We start from the raw sequence: 21,168 nt of genomic DNA on the forward strand, positions 1-21,168 counted from the left end.
TCGCGTCCCGTAAGGAGCCGCCCTGCCTCACTCCGAAGATCGCCCGACTGCCCGAGCCTCCCTCCAAGCCCTCGCTCTGGGGGACGCCCTGGCCGAGAGCTTCGCCGAACGGCACGACTTCGACCGCGGCTATGGTCCGTCCACAGGGCGGCTACTGCGACTCGTCCGCGAGGGCGGCGACTGGCGCACTCTCGCGCGGGAACCGTTCGACGGCGCCGGCTCCTGGGGAAACGGCGCCGCCATGCGTGTCGCACCCCTCGGCGCGTGGTTCGCCGATGCCCCCGCCGAGGCAGCCCGCCAGGCGGCACTGTCGGCCGAGGTGACGCACCCGCACCCCGAGGCGGTCGCGGGCGCGATCGCCGTGGCCGTCGCGGCGTCCATCGCGCCCACCGAACCACCGCCGGGCAAGTTCATCGATGAAGTCCTTCGGCACGTCCCGGACGGGGCGGTCCGCAAGGGAATCGTCGAAGCCCGACGCCTGCTGACCATTGGCGACCCGTCGACCGCGGCCGCCGTCCTCGGCAACGGCCGGCAGGTCGCCGCGCACGACACCGTTCCGTTCACCGTCTGGGCCGCCGCACGGCACCTCGGCGATTTCAAGCGCGCGTTCTGGACGACGGCCGCCGCCGGAGGCGATATCGACACGACATGCGCGATCGTTGGCGGCATCATCGGGAAAGCTCCCGCAGACTGGCTCGGCCACTACGAGCCCTTGCCGGGCTGGGCGCTATGAGCTTGCCGGGCTGGGCGCTATGAGAGGGTGCGGCCGAGGAACTCTTCGGTGAGGCGCCACGCCCGGTCGGCGGGCTCCGGCTGGTAGAACATCGGCGCCTTCCGATTGTGGAACGCGTGGCCGCCGTCCTCCTGGACGTGGATTTCCACGTTCTCCCGTCCGTCCACGGCCTGCTCCACTCGGGCGACGTCCTCCCTGGGGATGTAGGGGTCGGCGCCACCGAAGTGGAACTGCACCGGGGCATAAAGGGCATCGAGCTGGTCCAACGCCCCCGGCACGCCCGAGCCGTAGAACGACACCAGCGAATCGACCTCTGCGTTGGCGGCGAGCAGATACGCGAGCGTCCCACCGAAGCAGAACCCGAGGACACCGACCTTGCCGACCTCCGGGAGGCCCTTGAGGACGTCCAGCGCGGCCTTGGCGTCCTCCACGCCCTTCTCCCAGTCGAACTGCGAGACCATGGACATGCCCTTGGGAAGAGCCTCTTCGTTGTGCTTCGTCGTCCAGTTCGGCTGGATCCGCCAGAACATGTCGGGGGCCGCCACCACGTACCCGAGCGCCACCAGGTCCTCGGCGACGGCTTCCATGTAGTCGCCGACACCGAAGATCTCCTGGACGAGGAGGATCCCCGGCCCCCGCGTCCCCCACACGTGCAGGTCGAACGCACCGTCCGGAACAACGACCTTCTCAATACGCGTCATATCACCCGATGATGGCGTAGACGGCACTGGCATGGGCCACGGTCGCGGAATCCACCGTCATGTCGATCTCGGCGAACGCCAGCGTCCGCCCGAGCTTGGACAACTCGACTCGGACGAGCACGTCCTTCCCGATCACCGGCCGCTGGAACGAGGTGGTCAGCTGCACGGTCGTCATCGGCACGAACCCGCCCTTCGCCCCGGAGACCGCCAGGACAACGGCCGTGTCGGCAGCCGCCATCAGCGCCTGCCCCGACAGCGCGCCGCCCTCCCGCGCCAGCCGCTCGTTCCACGGCAGCCGCAGCACCGCCGTCCCGTTCCCCACCTCCTCCGGGACGAGGCCGAGGTCCAGCACCCACGGCGCGAAATTGTCACGCAGGATCTCATCGGGCTTCACCGTCATCCCGACATGATGCACGCTGATGGCATGCATGAGGAGATCTTCCTGCCCGCGACCTACGCCACCGGGGTCCCCTACGACGCGTTCGCCGGGCTCCGCGCCGAATCCCCGGTCACCCGCGTCCCCGAACCGGCCGTCGGCCCCTGGCCCGCCGGTCCCGGATACTGGGCGGTCTTCCGGCACGCCGACGTCAAGCACGTCCTGCGCTCCCCGGACCTCTTCTCCTCCAACCTCGGCGCCACCCAGATCCGCGACCCCGACACGCCCGAGGACCTCGCGTTCGTCCGTGCCATGATGCTCAACCAGGACCCGCCCGACCACTCCCGCCTCCGCCGCATCGTCGCCGCCGCGTTCACGCCCCGCGCCGTCCGCGCCCTGGAGGAGACGATCGAGCACCGGGCCCGCACCCTCATCGCCTCCGCCCTGGGCACCGAAACCGATTTCGTCGAGCTCGCCGCCGACCTTCCCGTCTGGACGCTCGCCCACATCATGGGCGTCCCCGACTCCGACCGGCGCCTCCTCTACGACTGGGCGTCCCGCGTCATCGGCTACCAGGACGACGAGTACGCCGGCATCTCCACCGCCGACGCCGCGTCCATGACCCCCATGGCGCGGAAGGCGATGAACTACCGTCCGACCACGTCCACCCACCCGGACGGCCGTCCCATCAACCCGCGCTCCTACACCGCGCTCGCCGACATGTTCGCCTACGCCCACGCCCTGGCCGACGAGAAACGCTCCAGCCCCTCGGGCGACATCATGTCCCGCATGCTCGAGGGCGGCCTCACCACCCACGAGTTCGAGAACATGTTCTTCCTCTTCGCCGTGGCGGGGAACGAGACCCTCCGCAACGGCATCCCCGGCGGCCTCCTCACCCTCCTCGAACACCCCGCCGACCTCGCCCGCCTCCGCGCCGACCCGTCCCTGCTCCCGTCCGCCATCGAGGAGATGCTCCGCTACTGGCCCCCGGTCATGGACTTCCGCCGCACCGCCACCCGCCCCGTCACCCTCTCCGGCCAGAAGATCGACGCCGGCGACAAGGTCGTCGTCTACCACGCCTCCGCGAACCGGGACGAAACCGTCTTCCCGTCCCCGGACCACTTCGACATCACCCGCACCCCCAACGACCACGTCAGCTTCGGCTTCGGCCCCCACTTCTGCCTGGGCGCCCACCTGGCCCGCACCCAGATGCGCGCCATCTTCCGCGAACTCCTCCCCCACCGCATCACCCCCACCGGCACCCCCGTCCGCCTGGCCTCCAACTTCCAGAACGGCCTGAAGCACCTCCCCGTCCACCTGACCCCCACCCCATAACCCCGTCGCAAACCCCCCGCCGATCTCGGTACCCTTGCGGGACGGGTCGCTAGCTCAATTGGCAGAGCTCCGGACTTTTAATCCGTAGGTTGTGGGTTCGAGTCCCACGCGACCCACCACCCTGACCAGCACAAACGCGAGATTGCCCGGTTTGCCCACCGCCCGACATGCCCCGGTTCGTCCCCATGGCGGCTCGCTGGCGGCTCGGCGGCTCAATCCGGGCCCCGCGTCCCCCAGGCAGCACCCCGAAACCGGCTGCCCTTCGCCCGCCCAAGCCGGTCATGTCGCCCACAGAAGCAGCGGCCAGACCCACCAGAGCTTTCAGCAACGCACCTCCGTGGGCGTGAATCCGCAGGCTCGCATTCCGTCGCGGGCGGCACCATCGAGCGAGATCACCACCGAGAACCGGACCCTCCGGCACGAGAACCGGAGGCTCACCACTACGTCCGTGCAGGTCAAGTGGCATGTTCGTACTCGTTGAGGTTCCGGCCCTGACGTTGCCCTCTTCGGAGGTTCAGGTGGGCGATCTGGTCTGGTTCGGTGATCGGTGCTACCGGGAGCCGGGCTCGCGGACCCGCAACGAGTACGGGCTCACCGAGTCCGGCCGTGCGCTCACGCTCGTCATCGGGGCTCTCGCGGGTTGGGGACGCGTCCATCGCCCGCGCCCGGACGGCACTTCCCCGTGTTTCGCCGGCGGAAAGTCGGGCAGCATCGCTCGGCTCGGTTTCGTCACCACCGACGGCGAGTTCGCCCTCGCGGAACTGATCACCCAGCGCACGCCGGATGCACAGCTCACCACACCCTGAGCCGCCGGCCCGGCGACACGGCTTCGACACGGCGACCCGGCCGTACCGGCACTGGACGCGCCTCGTCCAGTGCCGGTACGGCACTGGACGCGCCTCGTCCACGGTCGGGCTACAAGTGGACGGTCCGTTCATATTATCCTTATATGGACGGGTCGTTCATATCTGTCGAGAGGGGCACCTCATGAGCAGCACCGACACCACCGCCCGAGTCGCGATCGTGACGGGCGGTTCCGGCGGTATCGGCCGGGCCGTGGTCGATCGGCTGGCCGCGGACGGGTTCGCGGTCGCCGTCCACTACCTCGGCAACGCGCAGCGGGCGCAGCAGATCGTCGATGAGATCACCGCCGGCGGCGGCCAGGCGATCGCGGTCGGCGGGGACGTCGCCGACGAGGTCGCCATGGCCGGGGCCTTCGACGCAGTGGAGGCCGAGTTCGGCGGGATCGACGTCGTCGTCAACACCGCGGGGATCATGATCCTCTCGCCGGTCGCGACCCTGGACCTGGCCGACCTGGACCGGATGCACCGCACCAACGTCCGCGGCGCGTTCGTGATCTCCCAGCTCGCCGCCAACCGGCTCCGCCGCGGCGGCGCGCTGATCAACGTCTCGACCAGCCAGACCCGGCTCCAGCACCCGACGTACGCCCCGTACGCCGCCGGCAAGGCCGCGGTCGAGGCTCTGACGCTCGTCCTCGCCCGCGAACTGCGCGGCAAGGACATCACCGTCAACGCGATCGCACCGGGCCCGACCGCCACGCCGCTGTTCCTGGACGGCAAGGACGAGGAGACCATCGCCCGCCTCGCCCGGCTGCCACCGCTGGAGCGCCTCGGCGCCCCGGAGGACATCGCCGTGGTGGCCGCCTTCCTCGCCGGGCCGTCCCGCTGGATCAACGGCCAGGTCGTCTTCCCCAACGGCGGGATCGCCTGACCCGGCGCTCCGCATTCGCTCCGCAACCCGGAAAGGACAGATCATCATGACCGAGAACGATGTTCCCGTGGCGATCCGCGAGTTCCTCGAGGCCACGAACGACGGCGACTCCGAACGGTTCGCCGCCGCCTTCACCGACGACGCATACCTCAACGACTGGGGACGGGAATTCCACGGCCGAAGCGGCGTCCGCGCCTGGGACCGCACCGACAACATCGGCAAGCAATCGCACTTCGAGATCCTCGGCGTCGAGCCCGGTGACACCCCGGACATCTACGTCGTCACCGTGAAGGTCACCGGCAACGGCTTCAACGGCACCGGACCGCTGGCCTTCATCCTGCGGGACGGGCTGATCGCCGACCTGCGAATCAGCTGAGATGGCATCCCCGACACGGCCCTCCGCGAGCCGCGGACGCGGCCGCCGCCCCGCCGAGGAGGTGCGCGCCGACGTCCTCCGAGCCGTCGGGGAACTCCTCCTGGGCGAGGGCAGCGCGGATCTCACCTTCGAGCGGATCTCCCGCCAGGCCGGAGTGAGCAAGACGACCCTCTACAAATGGTGGCCGTCCAGGGGGGCTCTCGCGCTCGACGGCTACTTCCACGCCGTGCAGGAGACGCTCGCATTCCCTGACACCGGCGATGTTCGCGCCGACCTCATCAGCCAGCTCCACGCCTTCGGTAAGATCATGACCACGACCCCCGGCGGCCGCGCGCTGATCGAACTGATCGGCCAGTCTCAGACCGACGAGGACCTGGCCGTCTCCTTCCGCCGGCTGTATTCATCCCACCGCCGCCGCCTCGCCGGCGAACGCCTCCAACGCGCGCAGGAAATCGGCCAAATCCGTCCCGAGGTCGACGTGCAGATCATCGTGGACCAACTCTGGGGAGCCGTCTACCACCGGCTCCTCATCCCGGACGAACCCGTCACCGACCATTTCCTCAACGGATTGGTCTCCAATCTCCTCGACGGCATCGCAGCGGCCCCGTGAACACGCGATTCCACACGCAGAAGGGTGCGAGGCGTTCTTCCCCTCCGCCCGCGCCCCACTCCGCGAGGGGCGGCGACAGCCCGTCGGCCTTGTCCGCCCCGGCCGACGCCGGGGCATCGCAGGCCGTTCCGCGCATACTTTTACTGACGCGTACCCGGCTGCCGACACGTGCCCTGTTTCGTCGGCTTCACCGTGCAGCGCTGACTCCGCCGCCGCGCGTGCTGGTGCTCGGTCCGCGCGGCGCTCGAACCCGCAGCCAGGGTGAGGAGCCGCCGGCGCCGGTGGTGGCGTGTCCGCGTTTGCCGCCCAGGAGCTGCCGGGTGAGGTCGGAGCGGGGATCGGGCAGGGTGATGGGGCTGTTCCGCCCATCACCGCGCCACTGGGATGTCTCCGAGACCCGGCCACCGGATGGGACCGGCCAGCACGGCGTTGGGCCGGCCCAGGCCGGACTGCCCGCGGTCGCGGTACCGTTCCTCTCAGTACCGTTCGGTGTCGGGCGACGATTCCGCCGGGCGGGGGCGCCGCGTCACGGCGCTCACCCTGCCAGGACGGCGCGCACGGCGTCGTCCGCGGTCAGGTCGGCGTTGAGCGTGGCGGCCGCCGTGACCCCCGACGCCGCGGACTGCATGACGCCTGCGGTCACGTCGAGCACGTTGCCGGCGACCCATACGCCGGGCACACCGGTGAAGCCGCCGGGGTCGGCCTCGACCTGGTGGCCGATGCCGAGCGGGTGCTCGACCACCTTCACGCCGAGGGGGTCGAGCAGCTCGTGCCGGGACTCGAACCGCGGGCCGATGACGATGACCTCGCGCGGTCGGACCTCGCCCGAGGCGAGCCGGACGCCGGCGACGCGGTCATCGCTGACCTCGATCGCCTTCACCTCGCCAGGCACGACCGCGATGCCGCGGGCCGCGAGCCGGGCCAGTTCCTCATCAGTCGGCTCGGGCGCGGTGTGCTGGAACAGCACCACGTCCTCGCTCCACTGGCGCCACATCAGTGCCTGCGTCGCCGCGCCGGGTCCGGTGCCGAGGACGGCGAGGGCGCGGTCGCGGTGCTCCCAGCCGAAGCAGTAGGGGCAGTGGACGACGTCGCGTCCCCATCGTTCATGCAGGCCGGGAATGTCCGGGTACCGGTCCACCAGTCCGGTGGTCACGAGCACGCGCCGCGCCTCGTGGCTGGTGCCCTCCCGGGTGGTGAGGCGGAAGCGGCCGTCGTCGAGCCGCGTGATGGTCTCGACGGTACCCTCGATGATCCGCCCGCCGTAGCCGCGTACCTCCTGCCGCCCCAGCCTGAGCAGTTCCAGGGGTGGCGTGCCGTCGCGGGTCAGGTAGCCGTGCGAGTGAGCGGCCGGCGCGTTGCGCGGGTGACCCGCGTCGATGACGAGGACCGAGCGACGCGCGCGGCCAAGGGTCAGGGCGGCGCCGAGGCCGGCGAGGCCGCCGCCCACCACGACGACATCGACACGATCTCCGACGTTGCCCGATCCGGGTGCGGTTTCAGTTTCTGCTGGTGTAGTCATGCGCCCAGTGTGCGGCGGCCCAGCCGAAACTGGAAAGGACTTTGCGGAAAGCGCAAACTTGTTCCATGGCCGACAACCTCAATGCCATCCTCGACGCGGTCGGGCCGCGGCTGCGCGCCATCCGCAAGCAGCGCGGATCCACTCTGGAGCAGCTCGCCGAGTTGACGGGCATGTCCGTCAGCACGCTGTCCCGGATCGAATCGGGCCGGCGGCGCCCGACGCTGGAGGTACTGCTACCCCTCGCGCAGGCGTACCGCTTGCCGCTCGACGAACTGGTCGGTGCCCCGGCAACGGGCGATCCGCGCATTCATCCGCAACCGGTGAACCGTGACGGCGTGGTGTGGGTGCCCCTCTCCCGCGACCCGGGCGGTCTCCACGCGTTCAAGCAGGTCCTGCCGGTGCCCGCACGGGGCCCCGAGCGGCTGGAGCAGCAGGTGCACGAGGGCTACGAGACTACGTCCTCACCGGCAAACTGCGGCTCGCTCTCGGCGAGAAGGATTTCCTTCTGGGGGCCGGTGAGGCCGCCCAGTTCGACACCCGGGTGCCGCACGCGATCGCGAACGTCGGCCGCCAGCCCCTTGAGCTGCTCATCATCTTCGGGCAGCAAGGCGAGCGGATGCATCTGCGCGCTCGCACGCAGTGATCCCACCGCAGTGATCCCACCCCGGAGCCGCGGATGCCCTCGCGCCGGAACACGGCTGCGCACATGCCCCCGCCACGCGAAGTTTTTGCGGTTCTCGCAAGTTCCTTTGCCCATCTTGCCCGACCCGAAAGCACAGTGGGCCCATCGGAACCGGATCAACGAGAAAGCGGGTGCCACACCATGGCGTACGGCCGGGACATCACTGGTGAGCAGTTCACGCAGGACTGGAAGGCGTGGAGGACTGGATGGGAGAAGTGGCTCCTCGCACCGCACGGCTGGCTGTCGGCCCGATCTCTGGGCTGGCTGGATGACACCCCCCGCCGCCACCCGGGACTGCCGGGCTTGTGGTCCCAGGACCGCGACGAGGTCGTCATCGACCCGGAAGGGGCGACGATGTCGTTCGGCGGCGAGAACTTCGAGGCCGTGAGGCGGCTTCTGCTGGTCGACGCTCCCGACGACCAGCGGGTGACGACAGGTGAACTGGAGATCGGCATCACCTACCGCGGGACCTACATGATCGTGGTCTACGACCCGGACGCGGCGACGCGGCGAAACTTCCGCGGCGTCCCCGTCTTCGAGCCGAACCCCGATTGGGTGCTCACCGGCCACTACGAACCGTACGAGTCGTCCAGCCGGATCGAACTCGGCTCCGTCGATCCGGGGCTGAGCGAGCACGCATACGACTCCCCCGGGCTCGTGCACGTCCAGCACGACCATCACACGTACACCCTGCAGGTGCTGAGCACCGGCGGGACGCTGAACACCGTGTTCGCCGACGGCACGAGTGGCAACACCACCTACAGCGCGGGCCGCTCACTGGCGATCTCCGATGTGGGCGAGGACGGACGGGTGCGCCTCGATTTCAATCGGGCGGTGAACCTGCCGTGCGCGTTCAGCGACAACTTCCCCATCTGCCCCATCCCGCCGCGGGGCAACCGACTGCCCTTCGCCATCGAGGCGGGAGAACGGACGCCACGAGAGAGGACGGGCTGACTACCGCAGCCGCCTGGCCGAACACGCCGCATTCGACCATGTGTGTCCTCATTAGCGGAGGTCAGAATGGGTACTGCTCCTCCTGGCGTCGAAGCGTCTCTGGTTCGTACGTCCGGCGGTGCCATCATGGAAGACGTGATCATTACCGAATCTGAGCCTTGTCGAATCTTCCGGCCGGACCAGCCATCCACCTTGCAGAGAGAGAATTCATGACGAATACCGAGAGCGCACTGTCCCGCTTGCTTGACGAATCATCGGTCCGGGACACCATCACTCGCTTCGCCGACGCCGCCACCCGAGGTGACACTGACCGTTTCCGCGCGACATGGGCCGACGACGCGGAGTGGACGATCGGTGAGAGGGTCCATGCCGTTGGCGTGGACGACATCGTCTCCACGTTCCGGATGCTGCGCGACGACCGGGACTTCTTCGTGCAGTTCGCGGTACCAGGCCCGATCGAGATCGCTGGTGACGAGGCGACCACCAGCATCATCTGTCACGAGGCCGCACGCGGGCCCGGCGAGACGTTCTACCGGAACCACGCCGTCACCGCCGATCGATTGAGGCGCTCGGAGCATGGCTGGGTCTTCACCAGCCGCTCGTTCCAATACCTCTGGCTCGACACGTCTCCATTCTCTGGCGACAGCTTCCCGCTCCCCGCCGGTTTCTGATCCTGGTCGGCATTCACCGGGAGACGGATCGATCAGGCTCCGCGCGCAGTTCGGGTGACGTGATTCATCGGGGCGTCCAGGCTCAGCCGGGCCTTTGTGTCGTTTCCGTGGGTCGTTGATCGGCTATTGCCTGGTACCGGGTCAGGGTGGCGCCGTCGGCGCCGACGGCGAACACCGCCCGCAACTGCTCCTTGATCAGGTATCCCGGTAGAGACGCTTGTTGGTGGCCGCGATGGAGGCGATCGTCGTGCGCTGATCGCCCGGCAGGGCGGTGGGGTTCTTGATCAGCGCCCGGCGGAAGCCCGCTGGTGGGGAGCGGGGCGCGGAAGGTGCCGTCCATGACCCGGTGAGCCGGTCGAGCATGAGATGTCTTCTGAAAGTTCGGGCGGTTCACAGGTCGCGTCGCTGGACGGCGAGCACGGCGAGGACGGCGGTGGCCAGCGGCCACAGGGCGAACACCGTCCACGCGGCGGCCGTCGTGGGCAGCCCGGGAAGGTCTCGGGGGTCGCGCATGGCCAGGCAGGTCCGCCAGACGTAGTTGGGGAACATCGCGTACAGGTCGTTGACCCACTGGTGGACGGTCGGCTTGAAGAACGTCGGCACGACGACCAGGACCGCGCTGCAGGTGACGACGCTGGCGGCGGTGTGCCGCAGCAACGCCCCCAGGCCCAGGCCTGCCAGCGCCGAGATCGGCGCCAGCAGCGCGTTGGCGACCAGCACGTGTGCCACGCCGGGGTCGCCGAGGGTGAGGCCGATGCCGCGGCCGGACAGGATCGCCTGGCTCACGGCGAAGGTGGCAAGCGACACGACCGCCCCGACGCCGAGCATCACGACCGCCAGGACGGTCACCTTGGCGGTCATCACCAGATGCCGGGCCGGTACGGCTGTGAAGGTGGTGCGGACGGAGCCGGTGGCGTACTCGCCGACGATGGCCAGCGCGCCCACGCAGCCCGCGCCGATCATCAGCAGGGCCGCGGTGACGCCGCTGAACGCCTCGGTCATCGGGTCGAAGTGCGCCTTCTCCGCCGGCCGGAAGCTCGGCCAGTCCTGGTAGGTGCCCAGGCTCTTCTGCACGGCGATGGCGACGAACAGCAGCGTCCCGAGTCCCAGCACGTAGCGGGTCGAACGCAGCGTCCACAGCTTGGTCCACTCCGCGGCGAACAGGTCGCGGAACCGGACCCCGGGGTCGGCCGCCGAGTTCCGTCGGACGCGCGCGGCCTGAGCGGCGTCCGGGGTCTGCGGGGTCTGCGGGGTCTGGGCCGTCATCGGTGGTCTCCTGCCAGGTAGTCGGCGCGGTCGGCGGTGAGCTGCATGAACGCCTCTTCCAGGGACGCGGTGCGCGTGACGAGTTCGTGCAGCACGATCCCGTTCTGGAACGCCAGGTCACCGATCCGGGCGGCGGGCAGGCCGGTCACCGTCAGCGTCTGGTCGCCGCCTGGCCGCGCGCCGGCGCCGGCGGCGGTCAGCACGGCCGCCAGCCGCGAGATGTCGGGGGTGCGCACGGTGACGTGGGCGGCGGTGCCCCGCGCGGCGAAGTCCGCGACCGTCTCCTCGGCGATCAGCTCCCCTTGGCCGACGACGACCAGCCGGTCGGCGGTGTTCTGCATCTCGCTCATCAGGTGGCTGGAGACCAGCACCGTGCGGCCCTCGGCGGCCAGGGAGCGGAACAGGCCGCGCACCCACCGCACGCCCTCGGGGTCCAGGCCGTTGACCGGCTCGTCGAACATCAGCACCGGCGGGTCCCCCAGCAGGGCGGCGGCGATCCCGAGCCGTTGCCGCATGCCCAGGGAGAACCCGCCGACGCGGCGGCGGGCCACCTGAGCCAGCCCCACCTCCTCAAGCACTTGACGTACTCGGCGGGCGGGCAGGCCGTTGCCGCGTGCCAGCGCCGACAGGTGCGCGGCGGCGCTGCGGCCGGGATGGACGTCACCCGCGTCCAGCAGCGCACCGACGTGGTGCAGCCCGGCGCGGCGCTGCCCGAACGGGCGCCCCTGGACGGTGGCGGTTCCGGCCGTGGGCCGGTTCAGGCCCAAGATCATGCGCATCGTGGTGCTCTTGCCCGCCCCGTTGGGGCCCAGGAATCCGGTGACCTGACCGGGCGGCACCGTGAAGGACAGATCGTTGACCGCCAGGACGTCCCCGTAGCGCTTGGTCAATCCGTTGACTTCGATCACCCAGGCCACGCTGCACGAGCACCGGGGTGCGCCACATCGGTCTGGTGGCGGGAATCGCCGGCACCAGATCTGCCTGGGGGCATACGCCTGCGGGCATAGGCCTCAGGGCTGACGCGCGGTGCCCGCTCCGGCTTCTACGATCACGCCTGTGGATCAGACTGCGCCCACTGTCTTCCCCCCGCTTCCGAAACGCCTGCCCCTCCTCGCCCGGGTGGCACTGGCCGGGTGCGGCGTGGCCGCTCTGGCACTGGCGCTGTGCGCCACGCTCACCAGCGGTAACGGGCATGGCACTACTGGGGAGCGATGGGGCGGGCTCGTGGTCCCGATGGCCGTGGCCCTGGCATCGCCTGTCGCGTGGGCGCGCCACCGGCCGTGGCCGGTCTTGGCGGTGCTGCTGGCCGAGATGACCGTCGCCGCAGCGGCGCTGGGGTCGGGACTGGAACAGCTCTGGCCGCTCCTGCTGGTGGCGGGCCTGCTGGTCGCGCTCATCACCGCCACCCGCGCACGCCGGGCGGGAGTCGCCGCGGCGGCCCTCACCCTCATCGTCCAGCAGATCGCCTGGCAGGCGAGCCTGTTCGCCGAGAGCGGCTGGAGGCGCGTGCTGGCCCCGGGGTTCCTCGGGCTGACGGTGCTGCTGGCGTTGAGCGTCCTGGCGGCCTGGCTGGCCGGGACGCTGATCCGCCAGCGCCGCGAGTACGAGCAGGCCCTGCACGGGCACGCCACCGCCGAGGCGGTGACCGCCGAGCGCCTGCGCATCGCCCGCGACCTGCACGACATGATCGCCCACAGCATCGGCGTGATCGCGATCCAGGCCGGCGCGGGCAGCCGGGTCATCGACACCGCACCCGAGCAGACCCGGAACGCGCTGGACGCCATCGAGGACACCAGCCGCCGGACACTGTCGGAACTGCGGCGCATGCTCGGCATCCTCCGCCAGGCCGAACCGGACCCGGCAACACCCGCGGACACAGAACCGCTCGCCGGACTGGCCGCCCTTGATCGGCTGGTCGCGTCCACGGCCGACGCCGGTGTCCAGATGCAGGTGCGCCGGCGCGGAACCCCGGCCCCGCTGCCACCGACCATCGACCACGCCGCGTTCCGGATCGTCCAGGAATCGGTGACCAACGTGGTCCGCCACGTCGGCACACCCCGCTGCCAGGTGACGATCGAGCACCGGCCCGGCGAACTGCTCGTCCAGATCACCGACGACGGCCCCGGCAACGCGCCCGCCACCGGACCCGGCTACGGCATCTCCGGCATGCGCGAACGCGCCGCGCTGCTGAACGGGCACCTCACCGCCGGCCCCCGTCCCGACGGCGGCTTCGCCGTCAGCGCGCGGCTCCCGATCCCCGCCACCGCCCCCGGCCCGCCCCACCCGTCCCACCCGTCCCAGTCGATCAGGGCGCGATGACGATCCGCGTCGTCCTCGCCGACGACCAGGAACTCATCCGCGCCGGGCTGCGCATGGTCATCGACGCGGCCCCGGACCTCCGCGTCGTCGGCGAGGCCGAAACCGGAACCCAGGCGGTCCGGCTGGTCCGCCGCCTGCGTCCCGAGGTGGTCGTCATGGACATCCGGATGCCCGGCATGGACGGCATCGAGGCCGCCCAGATGATCGCCGCCGAGGCGACGGCCCGCGTCGTCATGCTCACCACCTACGACGACGACACCAACGTCTACGCCTCGCTCCGCGCCGGAGCCAGCGGCTTCCTGGTCAAGGACATGGCCCTGGACGACATGATCACCGCCATTCGGGTCGTCGCCGCCGGGGACGCGCTGATCGCCCCCGGCGTCACGCGCCGGCTCATCGCCGAATTCGCCAGTCGTCCCGAGCCCGCTCCGACACCCGCGAGCCTTCCGGGCGTCACCGATCGCGAACGCCAGGTCCTCACCCTGGTCGGACGCGGCCTGTCCAACGCCGAACTGGCCGCCGAACTCCACATCAGCCCGGGCACCGCCAAAACCCACGTCGCCAACCTGCTCACCAAGCTCGGCGCCCGCGACCGCGTCCAACTCGTCATCCTCGCCTACGAACACCGACTCATCACACCGTCCCGCTAACCGACACCCCGACCATCACAGTCCCAGTCAGCCCGGCCCCGGCCCCGGCCCCGGCCCCGGCCCCGGCCCCGAGAAGGAAACCCTGGACGTGCCGGCTGTCGAGATCGAACTGACCGCCTGAGCAGCCCATCTGATGATCGGCATTTACCCGTGAAACCAGACATCACCCGTGACTCGCCTGTCACCTGAGCCCGGTGCCGCGTGAGCACCGGTGCCGGCGCCAGGAAAGCAGCGCGGTCGTGCTGGCGGGCATGCGGGAGAGGCCCATTGGCCGTGTGCTCGACGTCGGCGGCCGGCCCGGCCGTTTCGGCCTGGACCAGGCAGCGTGCCGGCGCCGGACAAGGTCATGGTGCCAGCGCATCGCCGTGTCCGGGCGCACCACTCACCAGTGGCTGCCAGGCACCGAGTCTGCCTGATCAGTGCCCCGGCGACTCGCATTAGGTGGGCGGCATCGAGTGGTGGACGGCCGTGGCGGCGGCCGCGATGACGTGCGCGACGTCCTCGGGGGTGCGGGTCTGGTCGCGGGCGGCGATGGCGTCGTAGGTCTCGAATGAGGTCAACTGCCAGATCACGTCGATCGTCGCGGCGTCGGGGGTATCGGTGAAGCGGAGGAGCAGTTCGGTCAGGGCGGTGCGGCGCATCTCGTCGCGGCGGCGCAGCAGGCGCTCGAGGTCCTGGTCCAGGACGGCCATTCCGCGGAGCCTGCGCAGGACGGTCCGGTCGTTCGCCCAGAAGCGGCAGAACATCTGGGTGAACGCGGTGAGGGCCTGGTCCGCGTCGGGTGCGGTGAAGGCGTCCGCCAAGCCCATGCCCGCCCGGTCGGCGAGCGTGTCGAACAGGGCCTCGAGTAGCCCGGACTTGGAGCCGAAGGCGTTGTAGACGCTCTGGCGTGAGACGTCGGCCGCCTTGGCGACGGCGTCCACGGACAGGCGGGGCGGCGCGGCGTCCGCCAGCAGGGCGCGGGCGGCGTCCAGGATCCGCCGCCGCGTCTCCTCGGCGGCGGCCTGGCGTTTGTCGGATCGGTACTCGCGAGGGCTCATCTCATCACCTTGACAGCATCAAATATTGGATTTACAGTCTGTCCAAAGAATTCTACCAGTACCGGCATCCGATGAGAAGGAGCAGGTCATGAGCAGTGAACGTCCCCTGGACGGCCGGGTCGCCATCGTCACCGGCGCGAGTCGCGGTATCGGCGCGGCGACCGCGCGGGCGCTGCACGAGGCCGGTGCGGCCGTCGTCCTGGCCGCCCGGGACGGCGCCGCGCTGTCGGCGCTCGCGGCCGAGATCGGCGCGGCGGGCGGCCGCGCGCTGGCGGTGCCGACCGACGTGACGGACCCGGACGCGGTCGAACGACTCGTCCACCGCGCGGTCGGGGAGTTCGGGCGGCTGGACGCCGCGGTCAACAACGCGGCCGGCGGCGGCCACCCGCCCACCCCGCTGGCCGATGTGGCCACCGCCGACTTCGACAGTGCGCTGACGGTCAACCTGCGCGGGGTCTTCCTGTGCATGAAGCACCAGATCCCCGCCATGCTCGACGGCGGCGGGGGCGCGATCGTGAACATGGCGTCCACGGCGGGCCTGCAGGCCGTCGGCGGGCTGGCGGGCTACGTGTCGAGCAAGTTCGGTCTCATCGGGCTGACCCGGTCGGCGGCGCTGGACTACGCCGAGACCGGGGTGCGGATCAACGCGCTGGCCCCTGGCCCCATCCACACCGAGCAGCTCGAGCGCGCCGGTGCGCAGGCGCGGGAGATGGCCGGACGGGCGATGCCCATGCGGCGGATCGGACGGCCCGGAGAGGTCGCGGACGCCGCGGTGTGGCTGTGCTCGGACGCCGCGTCGTTCGTCACCGGCGCGACCCTGCCGATCGACGGCGGCAAGCTCGCCGGCAATGCCCCCTTCGGCCGCCGGCCCGAGACGGCCGCCGCGCGACCGGCGCCCTGATCGAGGAGGCGTGCCGGGCTCTGAACTCTGATGGAAGGAGATGGGGATGACCGCTGGTACGGCAGCAGAGACTGCCGGGGGAAACAAGCCGCCCGAGGCCGGACGCGGCTCGCGAGGACGGGGCCGGTCGGGGCCGCCGCTATGGATACCCGCATTGGCCTTCGCGGCACTGATGATCGTCTCGGTGGTGCTGGCGAGGCAGATGCCGCAGCCCACGGCCTCCGCCGCCGAGGCGCTGGCCTACTATCGCGATCATGAGACGGCGGCGCGGGTCGCCGGCGTCCTGCAGTTCGGTGCCGCGTTCCCGCTCGCGGTCTGGTCCGCCGTCGTCTACAGCCGGCTGCGACTCCTCGGGGTGACGGCTCCCGGGCCGGCGATCGCGCTGGCGGGCGGGGTGGTGTCGGCGGTGGCGATGGCACTGTGCGGGGTGCTCGGATGGGCGGCGTCCCGCTCGGGCTCCCTGCAGAGCCCCGCGCTCGCCCGCACCCTCGCCGACCTGGTATTCGCGACCGGAGGCCCCGCCCACGTGGTGGCGTTCGGCCTGCTCCTCGCCGGCGTCGCGGTCCCGGCGCTGCTGGTGCGGCTCGTGCCCGCCGTGTTCGCCTGGTCCGGGATCGCACTCGCCGCGGTGGCCGTCCTGGGGACGCTCGCGCTGCTGGACACCTCGCTGGGAATCGTGCTGCCCATCGCGCGGTTCGGCGGGCTGATCTGGCTGGTCGCGGCGAGCGTGATGCTGCCCCGCGAGCGCCGGCGGAGGAACCGGCCGCAGCCGACGGGGCCGGCCGGCGTCGGGGCGGCTTCAGCATGATGGGGGCATGGGGCCGCGGGAGACTGGTCGTGGTGGGCGCGGCAGGCCGCACCGGCCGGTTGATCGTCGAGCACGGGCTGGCGAACGAGTACGAGGTGCGCCGCGCACGCAGTGACATTGGACGGCAGGGGGATCGGGCCGAATGCGGACGGTTCGGGCAGCAGCGCGATCGCCCGGACCGCCGCCAGCTTGGGAGGGCTGGTCGCTCGCCGACCCCGCCTACGTCGTCCGCGCCGCGCTCGACGGCATCGAGGCCGGTGCGGTCACCGCAGGCTGGCCTCGTCGTCCTCCGGCGCGAGGCGTGACCAGATCCGTGTGAGGTCGCGCAGGTCGTCGTCGTCGAGACGGTCGAGGAAGAGTCGGCGCACGTCGGCATGCTGCTGCTTCCATGCCTTGCGCAGGAGGTTGCGCCCATCGGGTGCCAGGACGGCGACGTAGCCGCGCCCGTCCCCGGCCGCACGCTGACGCTCGATGAGCCCGCGGCGCTCCAGCCGGTCGGCGAGCCGGGTGAAACCACCGGTCGACATCAGCCGATCCCTCGCCAACTCGGACATCCGCATGCCGGAGCGACCGGCTCGACCCAGCAGGGACAGGACGCTGTACTCGGCCATGCTCACGCCCAGCGGCGCGATCCCTGCCTCGACCTCACGCCAGATGCGGTCGTGGGCGTACAGGAAGCCCTGCCAGGCCTCGTTCTCAAGGTCGCTCAGACGTGGAGTCGCCACTTCCGAAGTGTAGCGCGACGGCCGTCCTCATCGTCCGGCATACATGTCTGCGCAGGCAGACGCCGGGGTGGAATATCTGCCTGCGCAGACACCTTATTGCGGTCGGAACACCGAACACCGTCCGCACAAGGACCGTAAGGAGAGCACGTTGCCTACCACCGTCACCGGCGAGCGATCCCCCTTCGAGATCGGCTTCATGACGTTCGCCGAGATCACCGCCGACCCAGAGACCGGCACGCTTCCCTCCGCGCACCAGCGCGCCCAGGAGACCATCGAGCAGGCGCGGCTCGCCGACGAGGTCGGGCTCGACCTGTTCGCCGTCGGCGAGCACCACCGCACCGACTTCCTCGGCTCGGCCCCCTCCGTCGTCCTGGCCGCGGCCGCCCAGGCCACCACGAACATCAGGCTGACCAGCGCGGTCACCGTGCTCAGCTCCGACGACCCGGTGCGCGTCTGGGAACAGTTCGCCACGCTCGACCAGTTGTCCGGAGGCCGGGCCGAGATCATCGCCGGCCGCGGCTCCTACACGGAGTCCTTCCCCCTCTTCGGCTACGACCTGGCCGACTACGCCGACCTGTACCGCGAGAAGCTCAACCTACTGCTGCGGATCCGCGCGCAGAACCCGATCACCTGGAACGGACGGTTCCGCCCCGCACTGGACGCCGCCGACGTCGGTCCCCGCGCGATGCAGGAGGAGCTGCCGATCTGGGTCGGCGTCGGAGGGACCCCCGCCTCCGCCATCAGCACCGGCCGACTCGGCCTCCCCATGGCCATGGCGCTGCTGCTCGGGCCGATCACACATCACCGGCAGACCATCGACCTGTACCGAGAAGCCGCACAGCAGGCCGGGCACGACCCCGCCACGCTGCGCACCAGCATCAACCTTCACGGCTACGTCGGGCGTACGAGCCAGGGCGCCCGCGACACGATGTACCCCTACTTCGCGGAGGGCATGATGGCCAACAACCATCAGCGTGGCCGTGGGTTCGCGATGCCGCGGGCCGCCTTCGAAGCCCAGACCTCCCCCAACGCCGGACTCGTCGTCGGCAGTCCGCATGAGGTCATCGAGAAGCTGCTGGCCTACCACGAGCTCTACGGCCTGGACCGCGCCCTGATCCAGATCGGCTTCGGCGGGATGCCGCAGGAGGACGTTCTCGAGGCGATCGAGCTGCTCGGCACCGAGGTCGCCCCCGTCGTACGCCGCGAGGTCGGCTCCCGGAAGGAGCAGGCGGCGTGACCACCACCGTGAGCGACCAGCGGGCTCTCATCGGCGGCCGCACCGGCCGTGCCCCCTCCCGGGAGGAGGCTCGGACACTGCGGGTGGTGGTCGTCAACGGCAGCCCGAGCGAGAAGTCCAAGACCGTCGGACTGGTCGGCGTCGTGCTGCGAACACTCACCGGCGTGCTCGCCGTCCACGACGTCGCGGTCGAGCACACCCGGATCGACGTCTACCGGCTCGGCCCCGCCTTCACCGGAGCCTTCGAGCGGGAGGGCATCGCCCCCGAGATCGAGGACGTGCTCCGCCGCGCCGAGGAAGCCGACCTGCTCATAGCCGCCACCCCGGTGTTCCGCGGCTCGTATACCGGCCTGTTCAAGCACTTCTTCGACCTGGTCGACCAGTACGCACTCGCGAACAAGCCGGTCTTCCTCGCCGCCACCGGCGGCGGGGACCACCACGCGCTGGTCCTGGAACACGCCCTTCGCCCGTTGTTCGGGTTCTTCCAATCGATGACCCTCCCGGTCGCCGTCTTCGCATCCTCCGGCGACTTCGACGGCACCACGCTCCTCACCCCACGCGTCTACAGCCGCATCGAGATGGCCGTCGAGGACGTGAGCGACATCCTCACGCTCGTGGCGACTCGCGGGCGGCCGGCTGACTGACACCAGCCGCGTCACGGTGACCACAAGGGACTAACCAAGGAGAAAGTCATGCCGCACACGCCACTTACCGCCGACAACAGCGCGGTCGTCCTCATCGATCACGAGGTCGGATTCTCGAACCTCATCGGATCGCACACGATCGAGGAGAACCTCAACGGCACGCTCGCGCTGGCCAAGACCGCGAAGCTGTTCAACCTGCCGCTGATCGTCACCGCCGGTCCCGAGGACTTTCCCGCAGGTCCTCTCTACCCCGAGCTCGCCCAGGTCCTCGGCGACACTCCCGTCATCTACCGTCCGCCGGTCTTCGACGCTTTCGAGAACGACCAGTTCACTGCGGCCATCGAGGCCGCCGGACGCAAGAAGCTGATCATGGCGGGCATCCAGACCGACGTCTGCCTCGCCCTGACCGCCTTGACCGCTCTCGACCGCGGCTACGAGGTCTACATCGTCGTCGACGCCTCTGCGGCGACCACCAGAGAGACACACGACACGGCGGTCATGCGCCTCGTTCAGGCCGGCGCGATCCCCGTCAACTGGCTTGCCGTCGGCTCGGAGATCCTCCGCGGTTGGGTCGACCAGCCGCTCGCACCAGCGTTCGGGGAGCTCATCTACGAGCACCTGCCGTCCTGGCGGCACAACCACGTGGCGAGCAACGCCATCGCGAAGTACGCCACCAAGTAGTCCCAAACCGCACCCCGGGCCGGGCGCGCCCCGCAAAGGCCGCCCGGCCCGGCTGCGCTTCCCCTGAGATCGTGGAGACCGAACCTGGGAGAAGGTCGGGTCGGTGGACACCGAGAGACGATCGTTCGATCCGGAGTTCCGGGCATGTCACTTGCTCGGCTGGGGAACCTTGCAGTTGGCGGTGGGGTTGAGACCGATGTAGTTGAGCGGACCGGAGGCCAAGGTGATTCCGATCGTGGCGATTCTGGCGCAACTGCCGTCAAACTGGGTGTAGTAGTGGCGCTGTCCCGCCGCGAGCGCTCCCACGATCAGCCAGGCGACGAGCATCCACCGTCCGGACCTCATCGCTACCTCCGGTGACCGCTTCGCCGACCCTGGGGTACGACAGTAACGACAAGATCGTCCATAGTTAAGCAAGTCGGGCCGAGCGTGTCATGTCACCGACGTCGCGCGCGGACGCCGTGTTCTCAACGACCCGACCGTGCACAACCCACTCGCCCCCCGACTGGCGGTAGCGTCCGGCCGCCGACGGGCTCGGAAACTGTGCCGTGCACGCGGGCGGCGCTCTGAATGAACCGCAACGGATCTCGGCGGAATCGCCATGTAGCCGCTGCCGACATCATCGCCACGCCTCCCTCACGGTTGGTCACCGCACGGAAAGCGGCCCGGCTGAGACCTGCTTCCGCTATCCGGTGCTGCACCTGCTCGCGACGACAGGAGCCGCGCCGGCGGGGGCGTCGAGGGTGCGGGCGAGATCACGGCGCGGTCCACCCAGAAGAACCGGTCGCACATCGCCTGCTCGGCGGAACTGGCGCCACGGCCGGGAAGACGTCCGGCCTGCTGCAGCAGCGACGCGCCGGCCGGCACCAGGCGCTGGGCGACGGCGATGTGGACTTGCTGATTGACCTGATAGGCGCGCAACACGTCGTCGACGGCGGTGGTTCGACCGATGCGATGCAGCCGGCGCAGAGCCGTGCTGACCTCGGGGTAGTCGGCGCACCATTCGGCGCTGAATGACGGGTCGACGGCGCGAAGTTCGGCGCGAACCGTCGCCTCATAGCGTTCGGCGGTCTCCGGCCTTGGATCGGTGACGACGTGCTGGAGAGCGACCGACAGCAGCTGCCAGACGGGGAAGGCGGCTTGCCGCCCTGTCCGCAGCCGGTACCACAGCCGGGCGTCGGGGTCAGCGGGTGCGGCCAGACGCGACAC

General features: G+C 70.3%; 25 protein-coding genes, 1 tRNA gene and 1 pseudogene. 17 read left to right on the forward strand and 10 right to left on the reverse strand.

Features of this window, described 5'->3' with window-relative positions:
* Positions 1-88 precede the first annotated feature (88 nt).
* The gene (locus ABZ806_RS27610) at positions 89-733 is read left to right on the forward strand and encodes an ADP-ribosylglycohydrolase family protein (protein WP_500220350.1); all 645 of its coding nucleotides are present in this window, start codon (positions 89-91) and stop codon (positions 731-733) included.
* 17 nt (positions 734-750) lie between these two features.
* Here ABZ806_RS27610 and ABZ806_RS27615 read toward each other — a convergent pair whose 3' ends face one another.
* Together ABZ806_RS27615 and ABZ806_RS27620 are read right to left on the reverse strand one after the other, a co-directional pair.
* Entirely contained in the window at positions 751-1,434 is a 684-nt protein-coding gene (locus tag ABZ806_RS27615; RefSeq protein WP_500220310.1) for a dienelactone hydrolase family protein, read from the reverse strand.
* 1 nt (position 1,435) lies between these two features.
* Entirely contained in the window at positions 1,436-1,834 is a 399-nt protein-coding gene (locus tag ABZ806_RS27620) for a PaaI family thioesterase (protein WP_500220311.1), read from the reverse strand.
* A gap of 24 nt (positions 1,835-1,858) precedes the next feature.
* Between ABZ806_RS27620 and ABZ806_RS27625 the strand changes: the two genes are divergently transcribed.
* The 6 genes from ABZ806_RS27625 to ABZ806_RS27650 all read left to right on the forward strand — a co-directional run bounded on the left by ABZ806_RS27625 (position 1,859) and on the right by ABZ806_RS27650 (position 5,862).
* A complete protein-coding gene (locus tag ABZ806_RS27625) occupies positions 1,859-3,145 on the forward strand; it encodes a cytochrome P450 (protein ID WP_500220312.1) in 1,287 nt (428 codons plus the stop codon).
* A 43-nt stretch (positions 3,146-3,188) separates the two neighbouring features.
* Positions 3,189-3,264: transfer RNA gene (locus tag ABZ806_RS27630), tRNA-Lys, on the forward strand.
* Positions 3,265-3,663: 399 nt separating this feature from the next.
* On the forward strand, positions 3,664-3,951 hold the full coding sequence (locus tag ABZ806_RS27635) for a hypothetical protein (protein WP_500220313.1): 288 nt from the start codon (positions 3,664-3,666) through the stop codon (positions 3,949-3,951).
* A 181-nt stretch (positions 3,952-4,132) separates the two neighbouring features.
* Positions 4,133-4,876 carry an SDR family oxidoreductase gene (locus tag ABZ806_RS27640; protein ID WP_500220314.1) on the forward strand — a complete coding sequence of 248 codons (744 nt, stop codon included), beginning with the start codon at positions 4,133-4,135 and terminating at the stop codon, positions 4,874-4,876.
* A 46-nt stretch (positions 4,877-4,922) separates the two neighbouring features.
* Positions 4,923-5,252, forward strand: a complete 330-nt coding sequence (locus ABZ806_RS27645; protein WP_500220315.1) for a nuclear transport factor 2 family protein — start codon at positions 4,923-4,925, stop codon at positions 5,250-5,252.
* Positions 5,253-5,313: 61 nt separating this feature from the next.
* A complete protein-coding gene (locus tag ABZ806_RS27650; protein WP_500220316.1) occupies positions 5,314-5,862 on the forward strand; it encodes a TetR/AcrR family transcriptional regulator in 549 nt (182 codons plus the stop codon).
* A 535-nt stretch (positions 5,863-6,397) separates the two neighbouring features.
* Here ABZ806_RS27650 and ABZ806_RS27655 read toward each other — a convergent pair.
* Positions 6,398-7,381 (reverse strand): NAD(P)/FAD-dependent oxidoreductase, encoded by a 984-nt coding sequence (locus ABZ806_RS27655; protein WP_500220317.1) that lies wholly within the window; start codon positions 7,379-7,381, stop codon positions 6,398-6,400.
* Positions 7,382-7,446: 65 nt separating this feature from the next.
* Between ABZ806_RS27655 and ABZ806_RS27660 the strand changes: the two are divergent.
* The 3 genes and pseudogenes from ABZ806_RS27660 (at position 7,447) to ABZ806_RS27670 (ending at position 9,688) form a co-directional block, all read left to right on the forward strand.
* Positions 7,447-8,024, forward strand: a pseudogene (locus ABZ806_RS27660) (helix-turn-helix domain-containing protein).
* 180 nt (positions 8,025-8,204) lie between these two features.
* Positions 8,205-9,017, forward strand: a complete 813-nt coding sequence (locus ABZ806_RS27665; RefSeq protein WP_500220318.1) for a DUF1684 domain-containing protein — start codon at positions 8,205-8,207, stop codon at positions 9,015-9,017.
* Positions 9,018-9,226: 209 nt separating this feature from the next.
* Entirely contained in the window at positions 9,227-9,688 is a 462-nt protein-coding gene (locus tag ABZ806_RS27670; RefSeq protein WP_500220319.1) for a nuclear transport factor 2 family protein, read from the forward strand.
* A gap of 195 nt (positions 9,689-9,883) precedes the next feature.
* Here ABZ806_RS27670 and ABZ806_RS27675 read toward each other — a convergent pair whose 3' ends face one another.
* Genes ABZ806_RS27675 through ABZ806_RS27685 form a run of 3 tightly spaced genes read right to left on the reverse strand, consistent with a single transcriptional unit; the run spans position 9,884 to position 11,862 of the window.
* The gene (locus tag ABZ806_RS27675; RefSeq protein WP_500220320.1) at positions 9,884-10,051 is read right to left on the reverse strand and encodes a hypothetical protein; all 168 of its coding nucleotides are present in this window, start codon (positions 10,049-10,051) and stop codon (positions 9,884-9,886) included.
* 27 nt (positions 10,052-10,078) lie between these two features.
* Complete coding sequence (locus ABZ806_RS27680) at positions 10,079-10,954, reverse strand: hypothetical protein (RefSeq protein WP_500220321.1); 876 nt, start codon at positions 10,952-10,954, stop codon at positions 10,079-10,081.
* The gene (locus tag ABZ806_RS27685; RefSeq protein ID WP_500220322.1) at positions 10,951-11,862 is read right to left on the reverse strand and encodes an ATP-binding cassette domain-containing protein; all 912 of its coding nucleotides are present in this window, start codon (positions 11,860-11,862) and stop codon (positions 10,951-10,953) included. The genes ABZ806_RS27680 and ABZ806_RS27685 overlap by 4 nt, the downstream gene beginning before the upstream one ends.
* Positions 11,863-12,010: 148 nt before the next feature.
* Here ABZ806_RS27685 and ABZ806_RS27690 point away from each other — a divergent pair, with 148 nt between their 5' ends.
* Positions 12,011-13,273 (forward strand): sensor histidine kinase, encoded by a 1,263-nt coding sequence (locus tag ABZ806_RS27690; protein ID WP_500220323.1) that lies wholly within the window; start codon positions 12,011-12,013, stop codon positions 13,271-13,273.
* A complete protein-coding gene (locus tag ABZ806_RS27695; protein ID WP_500220324.1) occupies positions 13,270-13,923 on the forward strand; it encodes a response regulator in 654 nt (217 codons plus the stop codon). Before ABZ806_RS27690 ends, ABZ806_RS27695 begins: the two co-directional genes overlap by 4 nt.
* A 437-nt stretch (positions 13,924-14,360) precedes the next feature.
* Here the strand turns inward: ABZ806_RS27695 and ABZ806_RS27700 are convergent, their stop codons facing one another.
* The gene (locus ABZ806_RS27700) at positions 14,361-14,963 is read right to left on the reverse strand and encodes a TetR/AcrR family transcriptional regulator (protein WP_500220325.1); all 603 of its coding nucleotides are present in this window, start codon (positions 14,961-14,963) and stop codon (positions 14,361-14,363) included.
* 88 nt (positions 14,964-15,051) lie between these two features.
* Here ABZ806_RS27700 and ABZ806_RS27705 point away from each other — a divergent pair, with 88 nt between their 5' ends.
* Both ABZ806_RS27705 and ABZ806_RS27710 read left to right on the forward strand, forming a co-directional pair.
* Positions 15,052-15,864, forward strand: coding sequence for an SDR family NAD(P)-dependent oxidoreductase (locus tag ABZ806_RS27705; protein ID WP_500220326.1), 813 nt, complete (start codon positions 15,052-15,054; stop codon positions 15,862-15,864).
* 154 nt (positions 15,865-16,018) lie between these two features.
* The gene (locus tag ABZ806_RS27710; RefSeq protein WP_500220327.1) at positions 16,019-16,672 is read left to right on the forward strand and encodes a hypothetical protein; all 654 of its coding nucleotides are present in this window, start codon (positions 16,019-16,021) and stop codon (positions 16,670-16,672) included.
* Positions 16,673-16,935: 263 nt separating this feature from the next.
* Here the strand turns inward: ABZ806_RS27710 and ABZ806_RS27715 are convergent, their stop codons facing one another.
* Positions 16,936-17,397 carry a MarR family winged helix-turn-helix transcriptional regulator gene (locus ABZ806_RS27715; RefSeq protein WP_500220328.1) on the reverse strand — a complete coding sequence of 154 codons (462 nt, stop codon included), beginning with the start codon at positions 17,395-17,397 and terminating at the stop codon, positions 16,936-16,938.
* Positions 17,398-17,545: 148 nt separating this feature from the next.
* On the opposite strand from ABZ806_RS27715, the gene ABZ806_RS27720 reads away from it, so the two are divergent.
* The 3 genes from ABZ806_RS27720 to ABZ806_RS27730 are packed head-to-tail and all read left to right on the forward strand — an operon-like array spanning position 17,546 to position 19,959.
* Positions 17,546-18,634, forward strand: a complete 1,089-nt coding sequence (locus ABZ806_RS27720; RefSeq protein ID WP_500220329.1) for an LLM class flavin-dependent oxidoreductase — start codon at positions 17,546-17,548, stop codon at positions 18,632-18,634.
* On the forward strand, positions 18,631-19,278 hold the full coding sequence (locus ABZ806_RS27725; RefSeq protein WP_500220330.1) for an NAD(P)H-dependent oxidoreductase: 648 nt from the start codon (positions 18,631-18,633) through the stop codon (positions 19,276-19,278). The genes ABZ806_RS27720 and ABZ806_RS27725 overlap by 4 nt, the downstream gene beginning before the upstream one ends.
* Before the next feature lie 48 nt (positions 19,279-19,326).
* Complete coding sequence (locus ABZ806_RS27730; protein ID WP_500220331.1) at positions 19,327-19,959, forward strand: isochorismatase family protein; 633 nt, start codon at positions 19,327-19,329, stop codon at positions 19,957-19,959.
* A 147-nt stretch (positions 19,960-20,106) separates the two neighbouring features.
* Here the strand turns inward: ABZ806_RS27730 and ABZ806_RS27735 are convergent, their stop codons facing one another.
* Positions 20,107-20,286: a hypothetical protein gene (locus ABZ806_RS27735; protein WP_500220332.1), complete on the reverse strand. Its 180-nt coding sequence runs from the start codon at positions 20,284-20,286 to the stop codon at positions 20,107-20,109.
* A gap of 309 nt (positions 20,287-20,595) precedes the next feature.
* Complete coding sequence (locus ABZ806_RS27740) at positions 20,596-21,168, reverse strand: hypothetical protein (RefSeq protein WP_500220333.1); 573 nt, start codon at positions 21,166-21,168, stop codon at positions 20,596-20,598.

The organism is Spirillospora sp. NPDC047418, from assembly GCF_040643275.1.
Lineage (GTDB): Bacteria > Actinomycetota > Actinomycetes > Streptosporangiales > Streptosporangiaceae > Spirillospora.

Bases quoted from the DNA above. Each gene is read 5' to 3' on its own strand.
- ABZ806_RS27695 (WP_500220324.1), top strand. From the start codon at position 13,270: ATGACGATCCGCGTCGTCCTCGCCGACGACCAGGAACTCATCCGCGCC.
- ABZ806_RS27700 (WP_500220325.1), bottom strand. From the start codon at position 14,963: ATGAGCCCTCGCGAGTACCGATCCGACAAACGCCAGGCCGCCGCCGAG.
- ABZ806_RS27655 (WP_500220317.1), bottom strand. From the start codon at position 7,381: ATGACTACACCAGCAGAAACTGAAACCGCACCCGGATCGGGCAACGTC.
- ABZ806_RS27680 (WP_500220321.1), bottom strand. From the start codon at position 10,954: ATGACGGCCCAGACCCCGCAGACCCCGCAGACCCCGGACGCCGCTCAG.
- ABZ806_RS27670 (WP_500220319.1), top strand. From the start codon at position 9,227: ATGACGAATACCGAGAGCGCACTGTCCCGCTTGCTTGACGAATCATCG.
- ABZ806_RS27640 (WP_500220314.1), top strand. From the start codon at position 4,133: ATGAGCAGCACCGACACCACCGCCCGAGTCGCGATCGTGACGGGCGGT.
- ABZ806_RS27625 (WP_500220312.1), top strand. From the start codon at position 1,859: ATGCATGAGGAGATCTTCCTGCCCGCGACCTACGCCACCGGGGTCCCC.
- ABZ806_RS27620 (WP_500220311.1), bottom strand. From the start codon at position 1,834: ATGACGGTGAAGCCCGATGAGATCCTGCGTGACAATTTCGCGCCGTGG.
- ABZ806_RS27735 (WP_500220332.1), bottom strand. From the start codon at position 20,286: ATGCTCGTCGCCTGGCTGATCGTGGGAGCGCTCGCGGCGGGACAGCGC.
- ABZ806_RS27730 (WP_500220331.1), top strand. From the start codon at position 19,327: ATGCCGCACACGCCACTTACCGCCGACAACAGCGCGGTCGTCCTCATC.
- ABZ806_RS27645 (WP_500220315.1), top strand. From the start codon at position 4,923: ATGACCGAGAACGATGTTCCCGTGGCGATCCGCGAGTTCCTCGAGGCC.
- ABZ806_RS27665 (WP_500220318.1), top strand. From the start codon at position 8,205: ATGGCGTACGGCCGGGACATCACTGGTGAGCAGTTCACGCAGGACTGG.
- ABZ806_RS27615 (WP_500220310.1), bottom strand. From the start codon at position 1,434: ATGACGCGTATTGAGAAGGTCGTTGTTCCGGACGGTGCGTTCGACCTG.
- ABZ806_RS27705 (WP_500220326.1), top strand. From the start codon at position 15,052: ATGAGCAGTGAACGTCCCCTGGACGGCCGGGTCGCCATCGTCACCGGC.
- ABZ806_RS27675 (WP_500220320.1), bottom strand. From the start codon at position 10,051: ATGCTCGACCGGCTCACCGGGTCATGGACGGCACCTTCCGCGCCCCGC.